Source organism: Streptomyces tibetensis (genome assembly GCF_040647715.1).
In the GTDB taxonomy this organism is placed as follows: Bacteria; Actinomycetota; Actinomycetes; order Streptomycetales; family Streptomycetaceae; genus Streptomyces; species Streptomyces tibetensis_A.
The window spans coordinates 91,872-114,698 of the sequence record NZ_JBEZCR010000001.1 but is presented as its reverse complement, the minus strand read 5'-3'; the positions used below and the strand labels follow the sequence as shown (position 1 = coordinate 114,698).

The window sequence follows — 22,827 nt, the reverse complement described above, 5'->3', positions numbered from 1 at the left end:
CACACTTTTCCCGACGCGGTGTCGGTAAAAACCCCCGGCGGGAAACGCACGGCCCGCCCTCCGGGGGAGAGCGGGCCGTGCGGGGTGGTGTGCAGGGTGCCGGCTACGGCAGTGTGAGGATCTCCGCGCCCGAGTCCGTCACCACCAGCGTGTGCTCGAACTGGGCCGTGCGCTTCCTGTCCTTCGTCACGACCGTCCAGCCGTCGTCCCACATGTCGTACTCGTGGGTGCCGAGCGTCAGCATCGGCTCGATCGTGAAGGTCATGCCGGGCTGGATCACCGTCGTCGCGTGCGGGCTGTCGTAGTGCGGGATGATCAGGCCGCTGTGGAACGAGGAGTTGATGCCGTGGCCCGTGAAGTCCCGGACCACGCCGTAGCCGAAACGCTTGGCGTACGACTCGATGACCCGGCCGATGATGTTGATCTGCCGGCCGGGCTTGACCGCCTTGATCGCCCGCTCCAGGGACTCCCGGGTCCGCTCCACCAGCAGCCGCGACTCCTCGTCGACGTCACCCACCAGGTAGGTGGCGTTGTTGTCGCCGTGCACACCGCCGATGTACGCCGTCACGTCCAGGTTGACGATGTCGCCGTCGCGCAGGACCGTCGAGTCCGGGATGCCGTGGCAGATGACCTCGTTGACGCTCGTGCACAGCGACTTGGGGAAGCCGCGGTAGCCCAGGGTCGAGGGGTAGGCGCCGTGGTCGCACATGTACTCGTGCGCCACCTTGTCCAGCTCGTCCGTGGTCACCCCGGGGGCGATCAGCTTCGCGGCCTCCGCCATCGCCCGGGCCGCGATCCGGCCGGCCACGCGCATCGCCTCGATCGTCTCGGGCGTCTGCACCTCCGGTCCGGTGTACGGCGTCGGCGCGGGCTTGCCGACGTACTCGGGGCGACGGATGTTTCCGGGCACGGAACGGATGGGGGACAGCTCCCCAGGGACGAGCAGCGACTGGCCAGACATGCCAGCGAGTCTAACCAGCGGCCATGGGGGAACATGACGATGGCGAGAGGAGCTGGTCATGGCCCTGTTCAAGAAGCGCACGGTCGGCAAGCCGGGTGAGTGGTACTACTGCCTGGAGCACAAGAAGGTCGAGGAGGGGCCGGAGTGCCCCAACAAGGACCGGTTCGGGCCGTACGCCTCCCGCACGGAGGCCGAACACGCGATGGCGACCGCCCGGGAGCGCAACCTCCAGTGGGAGAACGACCCGAAGTGGCACGACGCGCCGGCGGGCAGCCGGGACGACGAGAGCTGACCCCACCGAACGCCCGGGGCCGCGGCCCCGGGCGTTCGGCATGCGCGGGGCCCGCGACACCGGCAGGACCGCCGGCAGCGGGAGGCCTCCGCGTCTCCAGCGGGCCGGTGGCGGTGCCGTGAGGTGTTCCGTCCGTCGGGTCACTGATCCCGCAGTCGGCGCCGTCCCCGTGTCACCAGCGGGCCGGTGGTGGTGCGGTCAAGTGTTCCGCCAGGCGGGCCACCCGGTCCCGCAGTCGGCGCCGCCCCCTCGGGGTGGGCAGGGCGTTCTCCCCGGCCGCGGCGCTGACCAGGTGCTGCACCGTGTCGAGGTCCAGCTCCGAGCCGTCGGGGACGGCCAGGGTCTCGTGCGCCAGGGACGGCAACTCGCCCGGGCCGGGGCCCAGCGCCAGAACCGTGGCCCCGGCGCGACGGGCGTCCGACACCCGTTCCAGGAGGGGCGCTGCGGGTCCCTCGGGGGCGACCACCAGCAGCGTCTCACCCCGCCGGGCCGCCTCCAGCCGGCCCAGACCGACCGCCAGATGCGCCGGGTCGCAGGGGCGCGCGTCGTGCCGTACCAGTGTCGGGGTCAGCTCCGGCGTACCCGACCAGGCGGCCTCGTCCACCAGGTGCGCGGCCAGATGCCATGGCTCGTACTCCCGCGTGCCGACGAGCAGCAGCCCGCCCCCGTGCGACACCACCGAGCCGCGCAGCACCCCGGCGAACCGCCGCGTGGCCTGGAGCCACTCCGTGCCGGCGAGCACTTCCCGCAGCAACGCGACCCGTACCGCATCCATGGGGCCGCATCCTGCCCCGAGAGGTCGTTCGTGACGTCGGGTTCACCCCGCATTCGCCCGGGCTGGGGAGGCCGACCGGTCACCTGTACCACCGTCGAACGAGCGGAGGAGCCCGCTGATGACGGACACCGGCGCCCTGATGAACGGCCCTTCCGGCGGGCCCCCGTGACGGAGCCGACCTGGGCCGCCCGGCGCGGCGGCGCGGCCGTAGAGTCGGGGCCATGACCACTACCGACAGTGCTGCCACTGCCAACGCCCAGAAGGCGCCCGCCAAAGACCCCTGGGACCTGCCCGACGTCTCCGGACTCGTGGTCGGGGTGCTCGGCGGGACGGGACCGCAGGGCAAGGGCCTGGCCTACCGGCTCGCCAAGGCCGGCCAGAAGGTGATCATCGGCTCGCGTGCCGCCGACCGTGCCCAGGCGGCCGCCGAGGAACTCGGCCACGGCGTCGAGGGCGCCGACAACGCCGAGACCGCGCGCCGCAGCGACATCGTGATCGTCGCCGTGCCGTGGGACGGCCACGGCAAGACCCTCGAGTCCCTGCGCGAGGAACTGACGGGCAAGCTCGTCGTCGACTGCGTCAACCCGCTCGGCTTCGACAAGAAGGGCGCCTACGCCCTCAAGCCGGAGGAGGGCAGCGCCGCCGAGCAGGCCGCCGCCCTGCTGCCGGACTCCCGGGTCACGGCCGCCTTCCACCATCTGTCGGCCGTGCTGCTCCAGGACGCGGAGATCGACGAGATCGACACCGATGTGATGGTGCTCGGCGAGGTGCGGGCGGACGTGGAGATCGTCCAGGCCCTCGCCGGCCGCATCCCCGGGATGCGCGGTGTGTTCGCCGGGCGGCTGCGCAACGCCCACCAGGTGGAGTCGCTGGTGGCCAACCTGATCTCCGTCAACCGCCGCTACAAGGCGCACGCGGGGCTCCGCGTCACCGACGTGTGAGCCGGTGAGGCGCATGGGGGACACTGGACGGCACCAGCAGTGCCGCAGTGTCCCCCGACAGGAGTCCACCCCATGCCCCGCCTCGCCCTCTACGCCCTGATCGTCTGCGTCCTGTCCGTGGCCGCGGCCGTGGTCTCCTTCGTGGAGGGCAGCTGGCTGGGGATCGTGTGGGTGCTGCTCGCCGGACTGTCGTCGAACATGGCCTGGTACTACCTGAAGCGCGCCAGGGCGCGGAAGTCGGTCACGCACTGACCGCTCTTCGTCACGGCGCCGCCTGGCAGAACTCGTTCGAGCCCTGCCAGAAGCGGTACAGCTCCTGACCGCAGTACGTCTCGAAGTCACTGATCCCGAGGGACTTCAGGATCGTGTCGATCACGTCGAAGAAGACGCCGTTCACCGCCGGCAGCCACAGCAGCGCGAACACGAACAGCAGGCCGAACGGCGCGAACGGCTCCACCTGGCGGCGGATGTTGTACGACAGCCAGGGCTCGATCACGCCGTAGCCGTCCAGCCCGGGCACCGGCAGGAAGTTCAGCAGCGCGGCCGTCACCTGGAGCAGTGCGAGGAAGGCCAGCGCGAACCGGAAGTCGCTCGGCACGCCGTCCAGCGCGTCCAGCCAGAACGGGGCGGTGCAGACGACGGCGAACAGCACGTTCGTCAGCGGGCCCGCCGCCGAGATGAGGCTGTGCTTCCAGCGCCCCTGGATCCGTCCCCGCTCGATGAACACGGCACCGCCGGGCAGGCCGATCCCGCCCATGATCACGAAAATCACCGGGAGGACGATGCTGAGCAGGGCGTGCGTGTACTTCAGCGGGTTCAGGGTCAGATAGCCCTTCGCGCCGACCGAGATGTCGCCGCTGTGCAACGCGGTGCGCGCGTGCGCGTACTCGTGCAGGCACAGGGAGACGATCCACGCCGCCGTCACGAACAGGAACACGGCGACGCCGGGCTGCTCGGCGAAGCCGGTCCAGGTCGCCCATCCCGTGACCGCCGTCACGGCGAGGATCCCGACGAACACGGGGCTGATCCGCCGCTCGCTGTGGCGGGTGGTGGCGGTGGTCATGGGGCTCCCTGCGCTCATCAGTACGGGGTGGGACGGCCCGACGGTACCGGGCGCAGGTGAAAAACGTCTCGCGCGGGGCGATCGGTTCCGGGGAGGCTGGGGGAATGGGGCTGTGGCACGTGTACTACGAGGACTGGCAGATGGAGTGCTGTGGCACGCCCTTCTCGGTGGGGGACGAGGTGAGCCGGCCGCTGCTGCTCATGGACCCGGACACCGTGCTGGGCGGCGGCTGGCACGACCAGGTCACCGAAGCGGCCGGACTCGTGGAGGACGTGGGCGGGGTGCGGATGGTGCGGGAGGAGCCGGGGCTGCCGGTCGCCCTGGGGGCGGATCCCGACGCCGAGGAGGACCTGCGGCCGCGACCGGGGAGCCGGATCCGTTCGGCCGGGCTGCTCCGCGTCGAGCGGCACGGCGCGGGCCTGGGGCTTCCCGGCCCGGTCCGTGGCCACGGTCGGTGGTTCCTGGTGGTGCCGCCGGGCGTGGCGCCCCACACCGTCCCCCAAACCCCCGCCGTGCCGCCGGGTGGGGCGCGCCCCGCACCGGCCCTCGACCCCCGCCGTGCCGCCGGGCGTCGCGCCCCGCACTGTCCCCCCGACACCCCGCCATGCCGCCGATCGCCGTGACCCGCCCCGTACCACCGGAGACAATGAACCCGTGCATTACCGCATCCTCGGCACCACGCAGGCGCTCCGCGACGACGGGACCGTTCTTCCGGTCGGCGGGGCGCGGTTGCGTGCGCTGCTGACCGTGCTCGCGCTGCGGGCCGGACGGACCGTGCCCGCCGGGCTGCTCGTCGACGAGGTGTGGGGCGGGCAGCCGCCCGCCGACGCGCCGGGGGCGCTGCAGGCGCTGGTCGGACGGCTGCGCAGGACCCTCGGCGCGGACGCGATCGCCTCCGCCGAGGGCGGGTACCGGCTCACCGCCCCGCCCGACGACGTCGACCTGCACCGGTTCGAGCGGCTGACGGGCGAGGGGCTGCGGGCGCTGGCCGACGGCGACCCCGCCAAGGCCGCCGTGGTCCTCGACGACGCCCTCGCCCTGTGGCGCGGCCCGGCCCTCGCCGACCTGCCCGACCGCACCGCCGAGGCGGCCCGCCGGGACAGCCGCCGGCTCGACGCGCTGCGTGCCCGCCACACCGCCGCCCTCGCCCTCGGCCGGGCCGAGCAGTCCCTGCCGGAACTGACCGCCCTGTGCGACGACCACCCCCTGGACGAGCCCCTCCAGGCCCTGCGGCTGCGCGCCCTGCGGGACGCCGGCCGCGCGGCGGAGGCGCTGGACGCCTTCGAGGACGTACGGCGCCTGCTCGCCGACCGTCTCGGCGCCGACCCGGGACCGGAACTCCGTTCCCTGCACGAGGAGTTGCTTCGCCTCGGCGACGCCCCCGCGCCCGTGCCGGCAGCCGAGGGGACGGGCAGGTCCGCCGGGAACCTCCGGGCCCGCCTCACCTCCTTCATCGGCCGGGAAACCGACATCGAGACCATCCGCGCGGATCTGGCGACGGCCCGGCTGGTCACCCTGCTCGGGCCCGGCGGCGCCGGAAAGACCCGTCTGTCGCAGGAGGCCGCCGAGTCCGTGCGCGGGGCCATGCCCGGCGGCGTGTGGCTGGCCGAACTCGCCCCGGTCGACGACCCCGACGCCGTCCCCGAGGCCGTGCTCACCGCCCTCGGCGCCCGGGAGACCGTGCTGTACGGCGCCGGCGCCGAAGGCATCCGCGCCGCCGTCGCCGACCGGCTCGACGACCCCGTCGAGCGGCTCGCCGAACACTGCTCCCGGCCCCGCATGCTGCTGATCCTCGACAACTGCGAGCACGTCGCCGACGCCGCCGCCCGCCTCACCGAGGAGCTGCTGGCACGCTGCCCCGACCTCACCGTCCTGGCCACCAGCCGTGAACCGCTCGGCGTACCGGGGGAGTTGCTGCGCCCGGTGGAGCCGCTGCCCGAGCCGGTCGCGCTGCGGCTGCTCGCCGACCGGGGTGCGGCGGCCCGGCCCGGCTTCCGCACCGAGGACGACCCCGGGGCGTGCGCCGAGATCTGCCGGCGCCTCGACGGCCTCCCCCTGGCCATCGAACTCGCCGCCGCCCGCCTGCGGATGCTCACCCCCCGCCAGATCGCCGACCGGCTCGACGACCGCTTCCGCCTCCTCACCTCCGGCAGCCGCACCGTCCTGCCCCGCCAGCAGACCCTCAGAGCCGTCGTCGACTGGTCCTGGGACCTGCTCGACGAGGACGAACGGGACGTCCTGCGGCGGCTGTCGGTGTTCGCCGGCGGCTGCGACCTGCCCGCCGCCGAGGCCGTGTGCGGACCGGCCGCCCTGGAGGCGCTCGCCTCCCTCGTCGACCGCTCCCTGGTCGTGGCCGCACCGCCCGGTGAGTCCGGCGACGGGCGGATGCGCTACCGGCTCCTGGAGACCGTCGCCGAGTACGCCGCCGAACGGCTGGACGAGTCGGGGCAGCGTGCCGACGCCGAACGCGCCCACCTGACGTACTTCCGCGAACTCGCCCGCACCACCGACCCGTTGCTGCGCGGCCCCGGCCAGCTCGCCGCCATCCACCGGCTGGAGCGCGAGTACGAGAACCTGCGCCTCGCCCTGCGCCACGCCGTGGTCCTGCGCGACGAGCAGGAGGCGCTGTGCCTGGCGCTGTCCCTCGTCTGGTACTGGCAGATGCGGGACCTGCGCATCGAGGCCCGCAACTGGTGCCGCGAGATCATGTCGCTCGGCCCCGACCCCTTCACCGAGCCCGTCCGCCCCGCCACCGCGGTGTGGCAGCGCTGCACCGACGTTCCGCCCCCGATGACCGGGGAGGTCCTGTGGGAGGCCCGGCGTGGTATCCACCTCGCCCATCTGGCCTGCATGGACACCGAGCTGGACGCCTGGCAGAACGACCGGGCCCAGCAGAAGCTGCGGACCATCGCCGCCACCTACGAGCCCGGCCTGCCGCAGAACTGCCGCATGCCCGGCCTGCTCTGGTTCTTCGCCGTGATGCTGACCGGCGACATGGACCGGCTGCGCGTCATCATGGACGACTTCATCCGGACCTGCCGTGACACCCCGGGCTTCGACTGGGAGCTGGCCTCCGGCCTGCAGATGCGGGCCAACTTCCTCGCCAACCGCACCGACTGGGCGGGCGACGCGGCCCGTGACGCCGACGAGGCGCTGGAGATCTACCGGCGCATCGGTGACGCCTGGGGCACCGCGGAGGCGCTCTCCGCCCGCGCCGAGGCCCACGAACGCAAGGGCCACTACGCCCTGGCCGCCGCCGACTACGAGGCGGCCGTCGCGCACGCCGAGCACCTCGGCGCCCGCGCCCAGGCGGCGGTGCTCAGCGCCCGGCTGGGCAGCGCGCTGCTGGAGGCGGGTGACGGTGAACGCGGTGAGCGGCTGCTGCGCGAGGTGATCGCCCAGCGCGAGGACTCGCACAGCGAGGCCATGCCCGCCGCCCGGCTGTTCCTCGCCGGCCGGCTCGGCATGACGGGCCGTCTCACCGAGGCCCGCGAGCAACTGCGGCGGCTGCGGCAGGACTTCCGGATCGCCCACTTCGTCGTCTTCGACGCGTTCATCCTCGGCGCGGAGGCCTGGCTGGACGCCGTCGAGGAACGCTACGACGAGTGCCTGGAGCGGGTCCGCTGGGCCCTGGAGCGTGCGGCCGACCCGCTGTCGGCGGCCATCGCCCCCTATATGCGGGCCGTCTACCTGACCGTCGCGGCCGGAGCCCTGGCCGCCCACGACGGCGGGCGCCGCGCCGCGGACGCGGCCCGCTGCCTCGGCGCCGCGGACGCCCTGCTGCCGCCCGGCCACGTCGCCCTACGGCAGGAGCGCGACGCCCGCGAGCGGGCGGAACGAAGGGCGCGTGCGGTCCTCGGCGACGCGGCGTACGAGTCCGCGTACGCGCAGGGCGGCGGCCTCTCCCCAGAGGAGGCCGCCGCCTTGATCTGACGCGGATCGGGCCGGTCCGCCCGGTCAGGTCTTGGTGCGGAACTTGTGGATCGCGACCGGCGCCATCACCGCGGTGATCGCCACCGACCAGCCGAGCGTCACCCACAGGTCGTGGGCGACGGGCCCTCCCACCATCAGGCCGCGCGCGGCGTCGGCGAGCGTGGACAGCGGGTTGTAGTCGGTGAAGGCCTGCAGCCAGCCCGGCATCGACGTCGTCGGCGCGAAGATCGACGAGCCGAACTGCAGCGGGAACAGCACCAGGAAGCCCATCGCCTGCACGGACTGCGCGTTCTTCAGGATCACGCCCAGGGTGAGGAACACCCACATGATCGACGAGGCGAACGCGGTGGACAGGGCCACGGCCGCGAACAGCCCGGGCCAGTTGTGGATGTCGAACCCGACCGCCACGGAGACGACCATCAGCACGGTGGTCGCGAACAGCATCCGCAGCAGCTCCACGGAGATCTTCGCGAACAGGACCGACCCGCGCCCGATGGGCAGGGACCGGAACCGGTCCATGACACCGGAGTTGAAGTCCTGGCTGAAGCCGGTGCCGACGCCCTGGGACAGCGTCATGCTCATCATCGCGATCATGCCGGGGATCACGTACTGCACGTACTGGTCCTGCCCGCCGCCCAGCGCCTGCCCGATCGAGCCGCCGAAGACGTACACGAACAGCAGGGTGAAGATGACCGGCATCAGCAGCGCGTCGGCCATCGACTCCGGGTCCTTGCGGATCCACAGCAGGTTGCGGCGGATCAGGGCCCCGGTGTGGCGCAGATGGCTGCGCAGCGGGATACGGGCGTCCGCGGCGGCGTCGTTGACGGTGACGGCGCTCATACGGCGGCCTCCTGAAGGTCTTCGGCGGGCACGGCGTCCTGCGGGGCACTGGCACGGTGGCCGGTGAGGGACAGGAACACCTCGTCCAGGCTGGGCAGTTCGGTGGTGATGGAGGAGAGCGTGATCCCGCGCGCCGTGACGGCGCCGACCACGGCCGTCAGCTGCTCGTCGCTGAGGATCGGCACGAGGACGTCGCCCCGGTCGGTGTCGACGGTCGTGGTGGCGAGCCCGGTGATCCCCAGCTCGTCCAGTGCGCCGGCGAGGGGCCGCAGGTGGGTGGGGTCCGCCGGGCGGATCCGCAGCGCCCGGCCGCCGACCTTCGCCTTCAGCGCCTCGATCCCGCCCCCGGCGATGACCTGGCCGCGGTCGACGACCGTCAGCTCGGAGGCGAGCTGCTCGGCCTCCTCCATGTACTGGGTGGTGAGCAGTACGGTGACCCCGTCGCCGACCATGCGCTTGACCTCGTCCCACACCTCGTTGCGGGTGCGCGGGTCGAGTCCGGTGGTCGGCTCGTCGAGGAAGAGCACGGCCGGCCGGCCGATCATCGACGCGGCCAGGTCCAGCCGCCGCCGCATTCCGCCGGAGTACGTCGCCGCCGGCCGCTTGGCCGCCTCGGTCAGCGAGAAGCGCTCCAGCAGCCCGTCGGCACGGGTACGGGCCTCCTTGCGGGGCAGATCGAGCAGCCGCCCGATCATGTACAGGTTCTCCCAGCCCGAGAGCTTCTCGTCCACGGAGGCGTACTGGCCCGTGAGCCCTATCACCCGCCGCAGCTGCCGCGGCTGCCGTACGACGTCGTACCCGGCCACGGTGGCCTGCCCCGAGTCGGGCGCCAGGAGCGTGGACAGGATCCGCACGAGGGTGGTCTTCCCGGCCCCGTTCGGCCCGAGCACCCCCATCACGGTGCCCTCCCGCACCTCCAGGTCGACCCCGTCCAGAGCCTTGGTCTCCCCGTAGTGCTTCACCAGCCCCCGCACGGTCACAGCGGCGCCGCTGGTCTGTGTGTCGATTCGCGTCATGGGACAGACACTCGCAGCCCCCACCGACAAACCACCGACAAGCCACCGACACCTCGACGACGACCACCGCAACCATCAATCGACGACCACCGCAACCATGAACTGAGGAACCACGATGGCAGCAACCACCTCCGCGAGAGCGGCGCCGGCTCAGGCGCACAAAGGAGAGACGGCCCGCCGACGGGGGAAGATCGGCGGGCCGTCCGGGGTGGTGCGGCAGTGGTCCTAGTGGACGGAGTTCTCCTCCTGCGGGAACGTCCCGCCGACGACCTCGTCGGCGAACGCCTTCACCGCGTCACCCATGACCTCACGCAGGTTGGCGTACTGCTTCACGAACTTCGGCACCCGCCCGCCGGTCAGGCCGAGCATGTCGGTCCACACCAGCACCTGCGCGTCGGTCTCGGGGCCCGCCCCGATGCCGACGGTCGGGATGTGCAGCACCCGCGTCACCTCGGCGGCCAGCTCCGCGGGAACCAGCTCCAGCACCACCGCGAATGCGCCCGCGTCCTGCACGGCCTTGGCGTCCCGCAGCAGCTGCTGGGCCGCCTCCTCGCCCCGCCCCTGCACGCGGTAGCCCATCGCGTTGACCGACTGCGGGGTCAGCCCGATGTGGGCCATGACCGGGATGCCGGACTCGACGAGCAGCCGGATCTGTTCGTGCGACCGCTCGCCACCCTCCAGCTTCACGGCCTGCACGCCCGCCTCCTTCACCAGCCGGGTCGCCGAGCGCAGCGCCTGCACCGGACCCTCCTGGTAGGAGCCGAAGGGCAGGTCGCCGACGATCAGCGCGCGGGAGGTGCCCCGTACGACCGCCGCCGACAGCATCGTCATCTCGTCGAGGGTGACGGGCACGGTCGTCTCGTACCCGAGGTGGCAGTTGCCCGCCGAGTCGCCGACGAGCATCACCGGGATCCCGGCCTCGTCGAACACGGACGCGGTCATCGCGTCGTACGCGGTGAGCATCGGCCACTTCTCGCCGCGCTCCTTGGCGGCGGCGATGTCGCGCACGGTGATACGGCGGGTGCCCTTGCCCCCGTACAGCGCCCTACCGCCGTCGGAGGGCTTCTTCTGAGCAGTCTGGGCAGCCGGAAGCTGCGTCATGGCACGGCTCCTAACACGTCATCTCGAGGCGCCCTGACGGCGTCCCCGGACCACGTCCATGGTGGCACCTCGTGCCAACGAGGGCTAGGGGAGCCCCTGTGAGTTCCGCCCCCGGCGCCCGAAGCCCGGGGCCGGCGCCCGAAGCCGGGAACGCGTGAGCCACGTAAGATCTCGGTAAGAGAGTTCCGATACGAGACGGTCTCGTATCGAAATGGTTCTAGGCTCGCCTCCATGACTACTCCTGCCGATCCGGCCGCCCCCACCGGCCCGCGCGTACCGGAAGCGGTGCACCGGCGCCGCTGGGCGATCCTCGGCGTTCTGATGCTGAGCCTGCTGATCGTCGTCCTGGACAACTCGATCCTGAACGTCGCCATCAAGACGATCTCCACCCCGGCCCCCACCGGCCTGGGCGCCACGCAGAGCGAGCTGGAGTGGGCGATCAACGCCTACACCCTCGTCTTCGCGGGCCTGCTGTTCACCGCCGGGCTGCTCGGTGACCGGCTGGGCCGCAAGAAGGTGCTCCTCGGCGGCCTCGCGGTGTTCGGCATCGGCTCGGCGCTCGCCGCCTTCTCCGGTTCACCCGCCCAGCTGATCGCCTTCCGTGCGGTGATGGGCCTGGGCGCCGCGTTCGTGATGCCCGCCACCCTCGCCGTCCTCATGAACGTCTTCGAGCGCGAGGAGCAGCCGAAGGCCATCGGCATCTGGGCGGGCGGCGTCGGACTCGCCATCGCCATCGGCCCGATCACCGGCGGCGTGCTGCTCGACCACTTCTGGTGGGGCTCGGTCTTCCTCATCAACGTGCCGATCGTGCTGCTCGCCCTCGCGCTGATGTTCTGGCTGGTGCCCGACTCGCGCGACCCGAAGCCCGGCCGGGTCGACCCCGTCGGCGTGGTGCTGTCCGTCGTCGGCCTGGTCCTGCTCGTCTACGGCATCATCAAGGGCGGCCAGCTCGCCGACTTCACCGACGCCACCGTGCTGTCCACCATCGGCGCCGGTCTCGCCGTACTCGTCGCGTTCGTCGTGTTCGAGAAGCGCAGCGACCACCCGTCGATAGACGTCACGTACTTCAAGAACAAGGTCTTCTCGGCCGCCATCGCCGCCATCGCGCTGGTCTTCTTCGCCCTGATGGGCGTGACCTTCTTCTCCGTCTTCTACACCCAGAGCGTGCGCGGCTACTCGCCGCTGCAGACCGGTCTGCTCATGCTGCCGCTGGCCGCAGCGCAGATGATCTTCGCGCCGCGCGCCCGGCTGGTGGTGGACCGCATCGGCAACAAGGCCACGACGACGGCCGGTCTGCTCGTCATCGCCGCCATGCTGGCCGCCTTCGCCGCCCTGGACGCCGACACCCCCATCTGGATCCTGGAAGTGATCTTCTTCCTGATGGGCACCGGCATGGCGCACATCATGACGCCGGTCAGCGTCGTCATCATGCAGGCCCTGCCCCGCGAGAAGGCCGGCTCCGCCTCCGCGCTCAGCAACACCTTCCGGCAGCTCGGCGGCGCCCTCGGCATCGCCGTCCTCGGCTCGGTGCTGTCCACGGCGTACCGCACGGGCATCGAGGACAAGCTCGGCGCCCTGCCCCCGGCGCTGCGGCACACCGCGGGGGAGTCCATCGAGGCCACGCTCGGCATCGCGGACAAGCTGGGCCCGCGGGGCGCGTCCCTGGTCACCCCGGCCCACGACGCGTTCCTGCACGCGATGCACATCACCGCCCTGTGGGGCGCGGGCGTCGCCGTGCTCGGCGCGGTCGTCGTGGCGCTGTTCCTGCCGGGCAGGCCGCCGGCGGCCCAGGAGGCCGAGGGCGACCAGGAGCTGTCGCACACCAGGTCGTAGGCGCGGGGAGAATTCATCTCCCGCGCGGCACGCAGCGGCCGCAGAGTCAGGAAAGGAAGCAGCGACGTGAGCCTCGCCGAACGGCACCCCCCGCACGACGGTCCCACGAGGGGGCGTCCGAGAAGCGAGGCCGTCGAGCGCGCCATCATCGAGGGCGTGATGCAGCTCCTGGAGGAGGGCGTCCCCCTCGCGGACCTGTCCATCGAGCGCATCGCCCGCACCGCGGGCGTCGGCAAGGCCACCATCTACCGCCGCTGGAGCGGCAAGGAGGAGCTCTTCGTCGACGTCGTGCGCGCCGCCGAACTCCCCGACCCGCCGCTCCCGGGCACCTCCATGCGCGACGACCTCGTGGTCCTGCTGGAGCAGGTGCGCCGGCGCGGCCTGGCCAACCGCTCCTCGGCGATCCTGCACAGCGTCCAGGCCCAGATGAAGAGCAGCCCCAAACTGTGGGCGGCGTACCACTCCACCGTCGTCGCCCCGCGCCGCCGGCTCGGCCTGGAGGTCCTCAGCCGCGGACAGCGCAACGGCGAACTGCGCACGGACCTCGACCTGGAACTGCTGAACGACCTGTTCGTCGGGCCGATGCTGTTGCGCGCCGTGCTGCACACCGACGCCGACCTCCCCGACGACCTCGCCGAGCAGGTCGTCGACACCCTGCTCGAAGGGCTGCGGCCCGGCAGCTCACCCTCTGTCAGTTCGGTGTCCCAGGAGTCCTAGTGCCGCGACGCGACGCCGCCTGCCGCCGCAACAGTGTGCGCGTTTCGTCACAGAGGGCGCTTTCGCGGGGCTGATCGGAACTCGTCGCGGGCACTCGATCGTCATCGCCCCCGTACGGCCGTCGAGGGACGACGGGAACGGAACGGATCATCCCCTAGGGTCGTAAGGACACGGGGGCGATGGTGTGCACGGCAGGCAGTGAGGCGACGGTATGGCGCAGCAGGCGTACATGACGGAGACGGACAACGGCGGCTCGGGGCCCGAGCACCGGGGAGCCCGGCTTCGGCGCCTGTTCGACCGGCTGGCGGGCTCCTGGCGCGGCGATCCGCGGATCTGGCGGCGCGGACTGTTCGTCGCCGCGGGCGCGGTGCTGCTGGCCCTGGTCATGGTGCTGCACTCGCGCATCCCGAACACGATCGGCAACCTGGGCAGCCTCGTCGAGACGTTCCTGCCCTGGCTGGGCCTGCTCGTCCCCGTGCTGCTCGTCCTCGCCCTGGTCCGCAGGTCCGCGACCGCGCTGATCGCGGTCCTGCTGCCGTCCGTGGTCTGGCTGAACCTCTTCGGCGGCCAGCTCAGCGACAAGACCGCCACCGGCGGCGACCTCACGGTGGTCACGCACAACGTCAACGCCGAGAACCCGGACCCGGCCGGCACCGCCCGTGACGTGGCCGCCTCCGGCGCGGACGTGCTGGCCCTGGAGGAGCTGACGCCGGCCGCGGTCCCCACGTACGAGAAGGCGCTGGCGTCGACGTACCGCTACCACTCGGTGCAGGGCACGGTCGGGGTGTGGAGCAAGTACCCGCTGAGCGGCGTGCGGGACGTCGACCTCGACATGGGCTGGACCCGCGCGATGCGCGCCACCGTGACCGCCCCGGCCGGGCAGGTCGCGGTCTACGTCGCCCATCTGCCGTCCGTGCGCGTGAAGATGGAGGCCGGTTTCACGGCCCGGCAGCGCGACCGCAGCGCCGACTACCTCGGCGAGGCCATCGCCCGCGAACCGCTGAAGAACGTGGTCCTGCTCGGCGACCTGAACGGCACGATGAACGACCGTGCGCTCAACGCCGTCACCTCGCAGATGCGTTCCACGCAGGGTGCGGCCGGCAACGGCTTCGGCTTCAGCTGGCCCGCGTCGTTCCCGATGGCGCGCATCGACCAGATCATGGTCCGGGGCCTGAAGCCGGAGAGCTCGTGGACCCTCCCGCAGACGGGCAGCGACCACCTGCCGGTCGCGGCCCGTGTGAGTGTCACCACAAGCGGTTCCTGAAAACCGCTGGTCAGGGCAGTACGGCCAGAAAACCCCGCTGGAGGCGTCACCACGTGGAATAGTGCGCCTGCGAGACTTTGTTCCGTACTTGAACATACGCGTACGGATCTCCAAGCAAGTCTCGAAAGGCTCTTTTCATGCCCCTGGCCCTGCTCGCCCTTGCCGTGGGCGCCTTCGGCATCGGTACGACCGAGTTCGTGATGATGGGGCTGCTGCCCGACGTCGCGAACGACCTGAACATCTCGATACCCAGCGCCGGCCATCTGGTGTCGGCGTACGCGCTGGGCGTCGTCATCGGCGCCCCGCTGCTGGCCGCGGTCACCGCCAAGATGTCCCGGCGCACGGTTCTGACCGGCCTGATGGGACTCTTCGTCGTGGGCAACGCCCTGTCGGCCCTCGCGCCGGACAACGGCTGGCTGCTGGCCGCCCGCTTCCTGAGCGGTCTGCCGCACGGCGCCTTCTTCGGCGTGGGCGCCGTCGTCGCGACGAACATGGTGGCCCCCGAACGCAAGGCGCGCTCGGTCTCCCTCATGTTCCTCGGTCTGACGATCGCGAACGTCTTGGGCGTGCCGGTCGCGACCCTGATGGGTCAGCACCTCGGCTGGAGGGCGACCTTCCTCGGCGTCAGCGCCATCGGCCTGGTGGCCATCGCCGCGCTCGCGCTCCTCATCCCGCAGGACCACGAGCACGTCACCGCCAAGGGCCTGCGCGGTGAACTCGCCGCCCTGAGCTCCCTGCCGGTCTGGCTGTCGCTCGGCACGACCGTCGCGGGCTTCGGTGCGCTCTTCTCGGCCTACAGCTACATCACACCGATGCTCACGGACGCCGCCGGCTACGCCGACACCAGCGTCACCCTGCTGCTGGCCCTGTTCGGCGTCGGCGCGACCGCCGGCAACCTGCTGGGCGGCCGGCTGGCCGATCACTCCCTGCGCGGCACGCTGTTCGGCTGCCTCGCCTCGCTGGTGGTGGTCCTGTCGCTGTTCCCGCTGCTGATGCGCACGGAGGTCACGGCCGCCGTCGCCGTGATCCTGCTCGGCCTGACCGCCTTCGCCACCGGCTCCCCGCTCCAGCTCATGGTCATGGAGAAGGCCTCCTCGGCCCCGTCCCTGGCCTCCTCGGCCAACCAGGCCGCCTTCAATCTGGCCAACGCCGGCGGCGCATGGATCGGCGGTCTCGCCCTGGCCGCGGGCTTCGGCGTCACCTCCCCGGCCCTGGCCGGCGTGGCCCTGGCCGTCCTCGGCCTGGCCGTGGCGTCGCTGGCCTACGCGGTGGACCGCCGCCGGCTGCCGGCCCCCGGCCGCGAGCGGATCGTGGCGACCCACCTCCCGCAGGAGGCGGAAGTCGTGCACCACTGACGACTTCCGGCACACACCAGCCCGTGGGACCGCTTCCCACGGGCTGCGGTTTTCCGTCAGGCGGCGGCCTCGTGGCCAGACCCACGGGGCCGCCGCCTGTCGTCTACCGCGGCGCTTGCCGCCGCGCGGCGACGACCGCCGAACTGACGGGAGTGGTGAGGACCTCGGTCGCGTCCAGGTCCGGATGGGTGAGGTAGAACAGGCGCAGCTCGTCCACCTCGCCCTCGAACCGGGGCGGCCACTGCTGCGACGGGGTGAAGTCGTCAAGGACGAGGATCCCGCCGGGGGCGAGCAACTCGACGACCCTGCGCGGGTCGTCCCGCTTGCCGCCGCCGTCGCAGAAGAACACGTCGAAGGGTGCGTGCCGTTCGAGCAGCCGCCAGTCGCCGGTCAGCACACTGACGCGGCTGTCGTCGGCGAACACCCCGGCCGCGCGACGGGCCAGCTCCTCGTCCCGTTCCACGGTGACGAGCCGCGCACCGTCCCCGAGGCCGCTGTGCAGCCAGGCGGTCCCCACGCCCGACCCGGTGCCGCTCTCGGCGACGACCCCGCCGGGTTTGGCGGCGGCGGCCGTCCGCAACAGCCTGCCGACCTCCCGGACGCAGCTCTTCGTGAACCCCGCCTCGACGGCGATGCGCTCGGCGGCCAGCACACGCGCCGGAACAACCCGCTCACTCATGATCAACCCCCTCCACGGTGGGGTCGACGCTACGTGACCTCCTGTCAGGGCGTCGGCAGACCGGCCGAGTCAGGCCAAACCGCCGTGCGCGCCGCAGGACTGCTCACTCCTGCGGCCGGGTGGCGATCTGGATCAGGTTGCCGCAGGTGTCGTCGAGGACCGCCGTGGTGATGGGGCCCATGTCCAGGGGCTCCTGGGTGAAGCGGACGCCGCGGTCGCTGAGGCGCTCGTACTCGGCGCGGACGTCGTCGACGGCGAACTGGGCGACCGGGATGCCGTCGGCCGCGAGCGCGTCGCGGTAGGGCTTGACGGCAGGGTGACCGGCGGGCTCCAGCAGCAGCTCCGTACCGCCGGGGTTCTCGGGGGACACGACCGTCAGCCAGCGGTCGGTCCCGCCCACCGGGACGTCGTGTTTCTTCACGAAGCCGAGGACCTCGGTGTAGAAGCGCAAGGCCGTGGTCTGGTCGTCGACGAAGACACTGGTCAGATGGATCCTCATGGCGGACTCCCGGGTACAGGTGGTGGAGGTCGGGTCGCGGCGGGCGCGGCGGTCTCCCGCACCCCGAGGTGCCGGAGACCGCCGCGCCCGGGTCGCCGGGCCCGTGGCCGTCCCTGACGACCCTGGTCCGTCAGAGCGACTCCCGCCATCCGTTCGTGATCGGCAGTCGGCGGTCCTTGCCGAAGCCCTTCGGGGAGATCTTCGTGCCCGGCGGGTACTGGCGCCGCTTGTACTCGGCCGTGTCGACCATGCGCAGCGTCTTCGCGACCAGCTCCGCGTCGAACCCGGCCGCCACGATCTCGTCCGCGCCCCGGTCCCGGTCGACGTACAGCTCCAGGAGCGCGTCCAGCACCGGGTAGTCGGGCAGCGAGTCCGTGTCGACCTGACCCGGGCGCAGTTCCGCGCTCGGGGGCTTGGAGATCGAGTTCTCCGGGATCGGCGGGGTCTGGCCGCGCTCCCGGGCGGCCCGATTGCGCCACTCGGCCAGACGGAAGACCGACGTCTTGTACACGTCCTTGATCGGGCCGTACGCCCCGACCGAGTCGCCGTACAGCGTCGAGTAGCCGACCGCCAGTTCCGACTTGTTGCCGGGGGCCAGGACGATGTGGCCCTCCTGGTTGGAGATCGCCATGAGCAGCGTGCCGCGCAGGCGCGACTGGAGGTTCTCCTCCGCCAGACCCGTCAGGCCCAGCGCGCCCATGTACGCGTCGAACATCGGCTCGATGGCGACGGTCCGGTAGTTCAGGCCCGTGCGACGGGCCAGTTCGGCCGCGTCGTCCTTGGAGTGGTCCGAGGAGTACTTCGACGGCATCGACACGCCGTACACGTTCTGCGCGCCCACCGCGTCGCACGCGATCGCGGCGACCAGCGCCGAGTCGATGCCGCCGGACAGGCCGATCAGGACCGAGGTGAAGCCGTTCTTCGCGACATACGCCCGCAGGCCCACGACCAGCGCCGAGTAGACCTCCTCGTCGTCGTCCAGCCGGTCCGCGTAACCGCCCGTGAGCTCGGGCTCGTACGCGGGCAGGGGCTCCTCCGAGAGCACCACGCGGTCGATGCGCAGACCGTCGTCGACCACGCCCGTGGGGGCGTCGGGGGACGCCGCCGGGAGGTCCAGGTCCAGGACCACGCAGCCTTCGGAGAACTGGGGGGCCCGCGCCACGACCTCGCCGTCCTTGTCGACCACGATCGAGTCGCCGTCGAACACCAGCTCGTCCTGGCCGCCGATCATGGCCAGGTACGCCGTGGTGCAGCCGGCCTCCTGGGCCCGCTTGCGGACCAGCTCCAGGCGCGTGTCGTCCTTGTTGCGCTCATAGGGGGAGGCGTTGATGGACACCAGCAGGCCCGCCTGCGCCGAACGGGCGGCGGGGACACGGCCGCCGTCCTGCCAGAGGTCCTCGCAGATGGCCAGGGCGACGTCCACACCGTGCACCCGCAGCACCGGCATGCTGTCGCCGGGCACGAAGTAGCGGAACTCGTCGAAGACGCCGTAGTTCGGCAGGTGGTGCTTGGCGAAGTTCAGCACCACCTCGCCGCGGTGCAGCACCGCCCCGGCGTTCTGCGGCGCGCCGGCCGGCTGGCCGTACTTCGGCTGGGCGGTCGCGCTGCGGTCGAGGTAGCCGACGATCACCGGCAGCTCTCCGAAGCCCTCCTCGGCCAAGCGCGCGGCGAGAGCGCGCAGCGCCGCGCGAGAGGCCTCGACGAAGGACGACCTGAGCGCCAGGTCCTCGACGGGATACCCGGTCAGCACCATCTCCGGGAACGCGACGAGATGCGCTCCCTGTTCGGCGGAGTGCCGGGTCCAGCGGACGATCGACTCGGTGTTACCGGCGAGGTCGCCCACGCCGGCGTCGATCTGGTTCAGGGCGAGACGTAGTTGAGGCACGCCGACCAGTGTAATCGTCACTGCGACACAATGGGGTGGTGTGGGTCATCCCACACCACCCCATGTCCCCTTGCGGAGGTCGGCGGACGTCAGCGGACGTCAGCGACGGCCGGGGAAGGTCAGCGGCGCCGACGGGAGTCCCACCGGCGCCGCCCCCGGCTCAGGGCCGCCGGTACGACTCGACGTAGCCGTTCGCGGGGGAGCCCACGCCGGTCACGTCGTCGTAGCCCTTCACGGCCGCGAGCGAGCTGTCCTTGCCGAGGCTGCGCACGGACGTGGACAGGCCGCCGGTGGCGTCGTAGCCGTTCACGAAGTCGACCCGGGCCACGGCGAGGCCGGAGCCCGTCGGGTTGTCGGTGACGTCGTGGTAGACCTTCGAGCCGTACTTCGAGTAGATCACCGGGTTGGCGAAGCCGATCGCCTTGCCGCGGGCCTCCTGGGCCAGGGCCTGGACGGCCGCGATGGTCGGAGCGGCGAGCGAGGTGCCGCCGATGCGGTACTCGCTGTAGGCCTGCTTCGTCCCGTCGGGGAGGGTCTGCGTCTGCCCCACCAGGAAACCGGTGTTCGGGTCGGCGATCGCCGCGATGTCCGGGACGACCCGGTTGCCCGATGCGCCGTTGGCCTTCGCCAGCGCGTCCGGCACGACGCCCTGCTGGTAGGAGGGCTCGGCGACCGTCTTGCTGGTGCCGCCGCCCGCGCCCGAGGTGAACGCGCCGGGGAAGTCGGTCCAGCTCTTGCCGTCGGCCGACAGGTTCGCCTTGTCGGTGCCCCAGCCGGTCTCCCACAGGTACGTGTCGTTCTTGCCGACGGCCAGCGAGGTGCCGCCGACAGCGGTGACCCACGCCGAGTTCGCGGGGGAGTCGACCTGCTTGGTCCCGGAGCTCGCGACCTCGTCGCCGTCGTCGCCGGAGGAGAAGTAGAAGCCGATGCCCTCGACCGCGCCCAGCTGGAAGACCTGGTCGTAGGCGGCCGCGAGGTCCGGGGTCTGCACGGCCTCGACCTCGCCCCAGGAGTTGGAGACGATGTCGGCCAGGTGCTTGTCGACGACCTTGCCGAGCGCGTCGAGCAGGTCGTCGTCGTTGCAGGAGGCGGCGCCGACGTACGTGACGTCCGCGGCGGGTGCGACCGCGTGCACGGCCTCGACGTCCAGGGTCTCCTCGCCGTACCAGCCGGAGGCCGAGCAGTCCTCGGTGTCCGTGTACTTCTTGGGCGTGACCTGCTGGAGCTGGCCGGTCTTCCACGCCGCGTCGCCGTTGCGCTTGGCGTAGGTGCCGGCGTCGTAGGCGATCGTCGGGGAGGCGTACGCGTCCGTGATGGCGACCCGGACGCCCTTGCCGGTGCGTGTGCCCGCCCCGTAGGCGGCCCGCAGCTGCTTGCCCGTGTAGCCCTTCACGGCGTACGGGATCTTCTTGCCGTAGGCGCTCGGGAGCGTGCTCGCGGTGGTGGAGCCGTAGTACGAGGAGAACGGCCCGGCGTTGCGGAACACGGTGTCCGGCGGCGGCAGCTGATCGTCGTGCGTGGCCATGTGCGGCGCGTTGTCCAGCCCGGTCACGGTCAGGACGGCGTCGGCCAGGCCCTGCGGCACGGAGGCGGTGCTCGCCGGGGCGCGGTAGGTCTTCGAGCCCTTGGCGAAGTTGTGCAGCTGGGTGCCGAACGCCTTCTCGGCGGCGGCCACGTCACCGCTGACGGAGACGTAGTGCTGCGTGACGCCGGTGACCTTCAGGCCGGCCGCCGTCAGCCAGGACTTCACGGCCGCCACCTGGGCCTTCGTGGCACCGAAGCGGGCCCGCGCCTGCTTGGCCGTCAGGTACTTGCCGTACGAGGCCGAGTGCGGGTCGGAGACGGCCTTGGCGTAGGCGGCCAGGCCCGCGGCGTTCCTGCCGGTGAGGTAGACCCGGGCCGTCACCCGGGTGGCGTCGGAGGTGGCGCCCTTGTCCGCCCTGGCGGTGGCCCACGCGGGCCGGGTCCCGGCCAGCAGGTCGCGGGCCGGGTGGTCGGCGGCGTGGGCCGCGGGTATGCCGAGCGCCAGCGCACCGGCGAGCATCGGCAGTGTCGCTGCCAGACTCACCCCGGCGCGCACGGTGGCGCGGTTGGATCTCATGGAACCCCCTGCGGTTCGTCGTGAGTGGATCACTCGACGGCCGCCACTCTCGCGATGAACCGTTCATGCCAGGGAATGGAGCAGCCCAAGAACCGCCCCACGCAGGCCAAGAAGAGTTCAAGAGGCAGCGACGGGGGGCGATTTGAGGCTTACGTGCCCGGTGCCGCTACGACCGCGCCGCCGCGCCCCGCTCCTTGAGCATGTCCGCCATCAAGGAGATCTCCGACTGCTGCGCGTCCACCATGCCCTGGGCGAGCCGCTTCTCCACCCCGACCGCGCACCGCTCCACACAGCCCTCGGCCATGTGGATGCCGCCCTTGTGGTGGTCCGTCATCAGCTGCAGGTAGAAGACCTCCGCCTGCTTCCCGTCGAGCTCGCCGAGCTTCTTCATCTCGGAGTTGGTCGCCATGCCCGGCATCAGCGCGCCGTCCTTGCCGGAGGCCATGCCGCCCATGTCCATCCAGGTCATGGGCGGTTCGGCGGACACCTTGGGCAGACCCCACAGATCCAGCCAGCCCAGCATCATGCCGCGCTGGTTGGCCTGCGTCTGCGCGATGTCGTACGCCAGCCGCCGGACCTCCTCGTCCTTCGTGCGGTCGCGCACGATGTACGACATCTCCACGGCCTGCTGGTGGTGCACCGCCATGTCCCGCGCGAACCCGGCGTCCGCGGACTCGGCGGACGGCGTCCGGCTGCCGCCGTCGTCCCCGGCGACGGCGTAGGTGATCGCACCGGCGGCGACGAGCGCCGCCGCCGCGGCCCCGGCGATCAGGCCGACATGCCTCACTTGGACAGCCCGTTCGTGCAGGCGGCCCCCGGCTCGGGGGTCTGCTCGCCCTGGACGAACTTCTCGAAGAACGCGTCCACGTTCGGGTCCTTCGCGCTCGTCACCGTGCGCTGGTGGCCCCACGCCGAGAGCATGATCGGGTCCTTCTGGTCGTCCATCGGGCTCATCAGCGTGTACGGGGTCTTCTTCACCTTCGCCGCGAGCGCGTCGACGTCGGCCTTCTTCGCGTCGGCGTTGTACGTCACCCACACCGCGCCGTGCTCCAGCGAGTGCACGGCGTTGGTGTTCTTCAGCGGCTCGGTGTAGACGTCGCCGTTGCAGTTCATCCAGACCGGGTTGTGATCACCGCCGACCGGCGGTTCGGAGGCGTACTTCACGGCCTTGGTGACGTGGTTGCGGGACAGCTTCCCCTCCCACGTCTTCACGCCGTCCTTGCCCGTCACGAAAGTGCCCTTGCCCGACGAGTCGCCCGTAGCCGCGGTGTCACTGCCCTTGTCGTCCTGGGACCGCACCAGCACGACACCGCCGGCCACGAGCCCGGCCACGATCACCACACTGGCCGCGATGGTGAGGACCCGGTTGCGGCGCTCACGGGCCTGCTCGGCGCGCCGCATCTCCTCTATTCGCGCCTTGCGTGCCGTGCTGCTCTTGTTGGCGGAGCCCATGAGGTGTCCTTCGTGGGAAAAGTGACGGTCGGGTGGAGTGATCGTAGTGGGGGAGACGGGGCGCCCCGTAGGGCAGCCGCGGGAATGGGCCGAATCGATACGGCACCGACAGCCGACCGA

At 71.7% G+C, this 22,827-nt stretch carries 21 protein-coding genes; 9 read left to right on the top strand and 12 right to left on the bottom strand.

Translation table 11 applies throughout. From position 1 onward, the window contains the following. Positions 1–103: 103 nt before the first annotated feature. On the bottom strand, positions 104–961 hold the full coding sequence (gene map, locus AB0B29_RS00505) for a type I methionyl aminopeptidase (protein ID WP_362231989.1): 858 nt from the start codon (positions 959–961) through the stop codon (positions 104–106). Between the two features lie 58 nt (positions 962–1,019). Between map and AB0B29_RS00500 the strand changes: the two genes are divergently transcribed. Then, the gene (locus AB0B29_RS00500) at positions 1,020–1,253 is read left to right on the top strand and encodes a hypothetical protein (RefSeq protein ID WP_031105401.1); all 234 of its coding nucleotides are present in this window, start codon (positions 1,020–1,022) and stop codon (positions 1,251–1,253) included. Between the two features lie 172 nt (positions 1,254–1,425). Here AB0B29_RS00500 and AB0B29_RS00495 read toward each other — a convergent pair whose 3' ends face one another. Beyond that, a complete protein-coding gene (locus AB0B29_RS00495) occupies positions 1,426–2,028 on the bottom strand; it encodes a hypothetical protein (protein ID WP_362231986.1) in 603 nt (200 codons plus the stop codon). A 221-nt stretch (positions 2,029–2,249) separates the two neighbouring features. Between AB0B29_RS00495 and npdG the strand changes: the two genes are divergently transcribed. Together npdG and AB0B29_RS00485 are read left to right on the top strand one after the other, a co-directional pair. Then, positions 2,250–2,969 (top strand): NADPH-dependent F420 reductase, encoded by a 720-nt coding sequence (gene npdG, locus AB0B29_RS00490; protein WP_362231983.1) that lies wholly within the window; start codon positions 2,250–2,252, stop codon positions 2,967–2,969. A gap of 72 nt (positions 2,970–3,041) precedes the next feature. Beyond that, on the top strand, positions 3,042–3,221 hold the full coding sequence (locus AB0B29_RS00485; protein WP_362231980.1) for a hypothetical protein: 180 nt from the start codon (positions 3,042–3,044) through the stop codon (positions 3,219–3,221). 10 nt (positions 3,222–3,231) lie between these two features. Here the strand turns inward: AB0B29_RS00485 and AB0B29_RS00480 are convergent, their stop codons facing one another. Next, positions 3,232–4,032, bottom strand: coding sequence for a site-2 protease family protein (locus AB0B29_RS00480; protein WP_362231977.1), 801 nt, complete (start codon positions 4,030–4,032; stop codon positions 3,232–3,234). Between the two features lie 104 nt (positions 4,033–4,136). On the opposite strand from AB0B29_RS00480, the gene AB0B29_RS00475 reads away from it, so the two are divergent. Further along, complete coding sequence (locus AB0B29_RS00475; protein WP_362231974.1) at positions 4,137–4,655, top strand: DUF6578 domain-containing protein; 519 nt, start codon at positions 4,137–4,139, stop codon at positions 4,653–4,655. Positions 4,656–4,686: 31 nt separating this feature from the next. Continuing rightward, complete coding sequence (locus tag AB0B29_RS00470) at positions 4,687–7,965, top strand: BTAD domain-containing putative transcriptional regulator (RefSeq protein ID WP_362231971.1); 3,279 nt, start codon at positions 4,687–4,689, stop codon at positions 7,963–7,965. Positions 7,966–7,989: 24 nt separating this feature from the next. Here AB0B29_RS00470 and AB0B29_RS00465 read toward each other — a convergent pair whose 3' ends face one another. The 3 genes from AB0B29_RS00465 to panB form a co-directional block, all read right to left on the bottom strand. After that, a complete protein-coding gene (locus AB0B29_RS00465; protein WP_362231968.1) occupies positions 7,990–8,805 on the bottom strand; it encodes an ABC transporter permease in 816 nt (271 codons plus the stop codon). After that, complete coding sequence (locus AB0B29_RS00460) at positions 8,802–9,821, bottom strand: ATP-binding cassette domain-containing protein (RefSeq protein ID WP_362231966.1); 1,020 nt, start codon at positions 9,819–9,821, stop codon at positions 8,802–8,804. Before AB0B29_RS00460 ends, AB0B29_RS00465 begins: the two co-directional genes overlap by 4 nt. Before the next feature lie 225 nt (positions 9,822–10,046). Beyond that, the gene (gene panB / locus AB0B29_RS00455) at positions 10,047–10,922 is read right to left on the bottom strand and encodes a 3-methyl-2-oxobutanoate hydroxymethyltransferase (protein ID WP_362039578.1); all 876 of its coding nucleotides are present in this window, start codon (positions 10,920–10,922) and stop codon (positions 10,047–10,049) included. 231 nt (positions 10,923–11,153) lie between these two features. Here panB and AB0B29_RS00450 point away from each other — a divergent pair, with 231 nt between their 5' ends. The 4 genes from AB0B29_RS00450 (at position 11,154) to AB0B29_RS00435 (ending at position 16,091) form a co-directional block, all read left to right on the top strand. Beyond that, positions 11,154–12,755, top strand: coding sequence for an MFS transporter (locus AB0B29_RS00450; RefSeq protein ID WP_362231964.1), 1,602 nt, complete (start codon positions 11,154–11,156; stop codon positions 12,753–12,755). Positions 12,756–12,821: 66 nt separating this feature from the next. Next, positions 12,822–13,472: a TetR/AcrR family transcriptional regulator gene (locus AB0B29_RS00445; RefSeq protein ID WP_362231963.1), complete on the top strand. Its 651-nt coding sequence runs from the start codon at positions 12,822–12,824 to the stop codon at positions 13,470–13,472. 211 nt (positions 13,473–13,683) lie between these two features. Further along, the gene (locus tag AB0B29_RS00440; protein ID WP_362231961.1) at positions 13,684–14,736 is read left to right on the top strand and encodes an endonuclease/exonuclease/phosphatase family protein; all 1,053 of its coding nucleotides are present in this window, start codon (positions 13,684–13,686) and stop codon (positions 14,734–14,736) included. 137 nt (positions 14,737–14,873) lie between these two features. Further along, positions 14,874–16,091, top strand: a complete 1,218-nt coding sequence (locus AB0B29_RS00435; protein WP_362231960.1) for an MFS transporter — start codon at positions 14,874–14,876, stop codon at positions 16,089–16,091. A gap of 103 nt (positions 16,092–16,194) precedes the next feature. On the opposite strand, the gene AB0B29_RS00430 is transcribed toward AB0B29_RS00435, so the two are convergent. The 6 genes from AB0B29_RS00430 to AB0B29_RS00405 all read right to left on the bottom strand — a co-directional run bounded on the left by AB0B29_RS00430 (position 16,195) and on the right by AB0B29_RS00405 (position 22,707). Next, positions 16,195–16,770 carry an O-methyltransferase gene (locus tag AB0B29_RS00430; RefSeq protein WP_436845760.1) on the bottom strand — a complete coding sequence of 192 codons (576 nt, stop codon included), beginning with the start codon at positions 16,768–16,770 and terminating at the stop codon, positions 16,195–16,197. A gap of 103 nt (positions 16,771–16,873) precedes the next feature. Further along, complete coding sequence (locus tag AB0B29_RS00425; protein ID WP_362231956.1) at positions 16,874–17,269, bottom strand: VOC family protein; 396 nt, start codon at positions 17,267–17,269, stop codon at positions 16,874–16,876. Between the two features lie 130 nt (positions 17,270–17,399). Beyond that, on the bottom strand, positions 17,400–19,154 hold the full coding sequence (locus tag AB0B29_RS00420; protein ID WP_362231954.1) for an NAD+ synthase: 1,755 nt from the start codon (positions 19,152–19,154) through the stop codon (positions 17,400–17,402). A 160-nt stretch (positions 19,155–19,314) separates the two neighbouring features. Continuing rightward, positions 19,315–21,255, bottom strand: a complete 1,941-nt coding sequence (locus AB0B29_RS00415) for a S53 family peptidase (RefSeq protein ID WP_362231953.1) — start codon at positions 21,253–21,255, stop codon at positions 19,315–19,317. Between the two features lie 166 nt (positions 21,256–21,421). Further along, complete coding sequence (locus AB0B29_RS00410) at positions 21,422–22,042, bottom strand: DUF305 domain-containing protein (protein ID WP_362231951.1); 621 nt, start codon at positions 22,040–22,042, stop codon at positions 21,422–21,424. Then, positions 22,039–22,707: a DUF3105 domain-containing protein gene (locus AB0B29_RS00405; protein WP_362231950.1), complete on the bottom strand. Its 669-nt coding sequence runs from the start codon at positions 22,705–22,707 to the stop codon at positions 22,039–22,041. The genes AB0B29_RS00410 and AB0B29_RS00405 overlap by 4 nt, the downstream gene beginning before the upstream one ends. Positions 22,708–22,827: the final 120 nt, after the last annotated feature.

Coding starts and splice junctions, on each gene's coding strand:
- map (WP_362231989.1), bottom strand. CDS start 961: ATGTCTGGCCAGTCGCTGCTCGTCCCTGGGGAGCTGTCCCCCATCCGT.
- AB0B29_RS00500 (WP_031105401.1), top strand. CDS start 1,020: ATGGCCCTGTTCAAGAAGCGCACGGTCGGCAAGCCGGGTGAGTGGTAC.
- AB0B29_RS00495 (WP_362231986.1), bottom strand. CDS start 2,028: ATGGATGCGGTACGGGTCGCGTTGCTGCGGGAAGTGCTCGCCGGCACG.
- npdG (WP_362231983.1), top strand. CDS start 2,250: ATGACCACTACCGACAGTGCTGCCACTGCCAACGCCCAGAAGGCGCCC.
- AB0B29_RS00485 (WP_362231980.1), top strand. CDS start 3,042: ATGCCCCGCCTCGCCCTCTACGCCCTGATCGTCTGCGTCCTGTCCGTG.
- AB0B29_RS00480 (WP_362231977.1), bottom strand. CDS start 4,032: ATGACCACCGCCACCACCCGCCACAGCGAGCGGCGGATCAGCCCCGTG.
- AB0B29_RS00475 (WP_362231974.1), top strand. CDS start 4,137: ATGGGGCTGTGGCACGTGTACTACGAGGACTGGCAGATGGAGTGCTGT.
- AB0B29_RS00465 (WP_362231968.1), bottom strand. CDS start 8,805: ATGAGCGCCGTCACCGTCAACGACGCCGCCGCGGACGCCCGTATCCCG.
- AB0B29_RS00460 (WP_362231966.1), bottom strand. CDS start 9,821: ATGACGCGAATCGACACACAGACCAGCGGCGCCGCTGTGACCGTGCGG.
- panB (WP_362039578.1), bottom strand. CDS start 10,922: ATGACGCAGCTTCCGGCTGCCCAGACTGCTCAGAAGAAGCCCTCCGAC.
- AB0B29_RS00450 (WP_362231964.1), top strand. CDS start 11,154: ATGACTACTCCTGCCGATCCGGCCGCCCCCACCGGCCCGCGCGTACCG.
- AB0B29_RS00440 (WP_362231961.1), top strand. CDS start 13,684: ATGGCGCAGCAGGCGTACATGACGGAGACGGACAACGGCGGCTCGGGG.
- AB0B29_RS00435 (WP_362231960.1), top strand. CDS start 14,874: ATGCCCCTGGCCCTGCTCGCCCTTGCCGTGGGCGCCTTCGGCATCGGT.
- AB0B29_RS00430 (WP_436845760.1), bottom strand. CDS start 16,770: ATGAGTGAGCGGGTTGTTCCGGCGCGTGTGCTGGCCGCCGAGCGCATC.
- AB0B29_RS00425 (WP_362231956.1), bottom strand. CDS start 17,269: ATGAGGATCCATCTGACCAGTGTCTTCGTCGACGACCAGACCACGGCC.
- AB0B29_RS00415 (WP_362231953.1), bottom strand. CDS start 21,255: ATGAGATCCAACCGCGCCACCGTGCGCGCCGGGGTGAGTCTGGCAGCG.
- AB0B29_RS00405 (WP_362231950.1), bottom strand. CDS start 22,707: ATGGGCTCCGCCAACAAGAGCAGCACGGCACGCAAGGCGCGAATAGAG.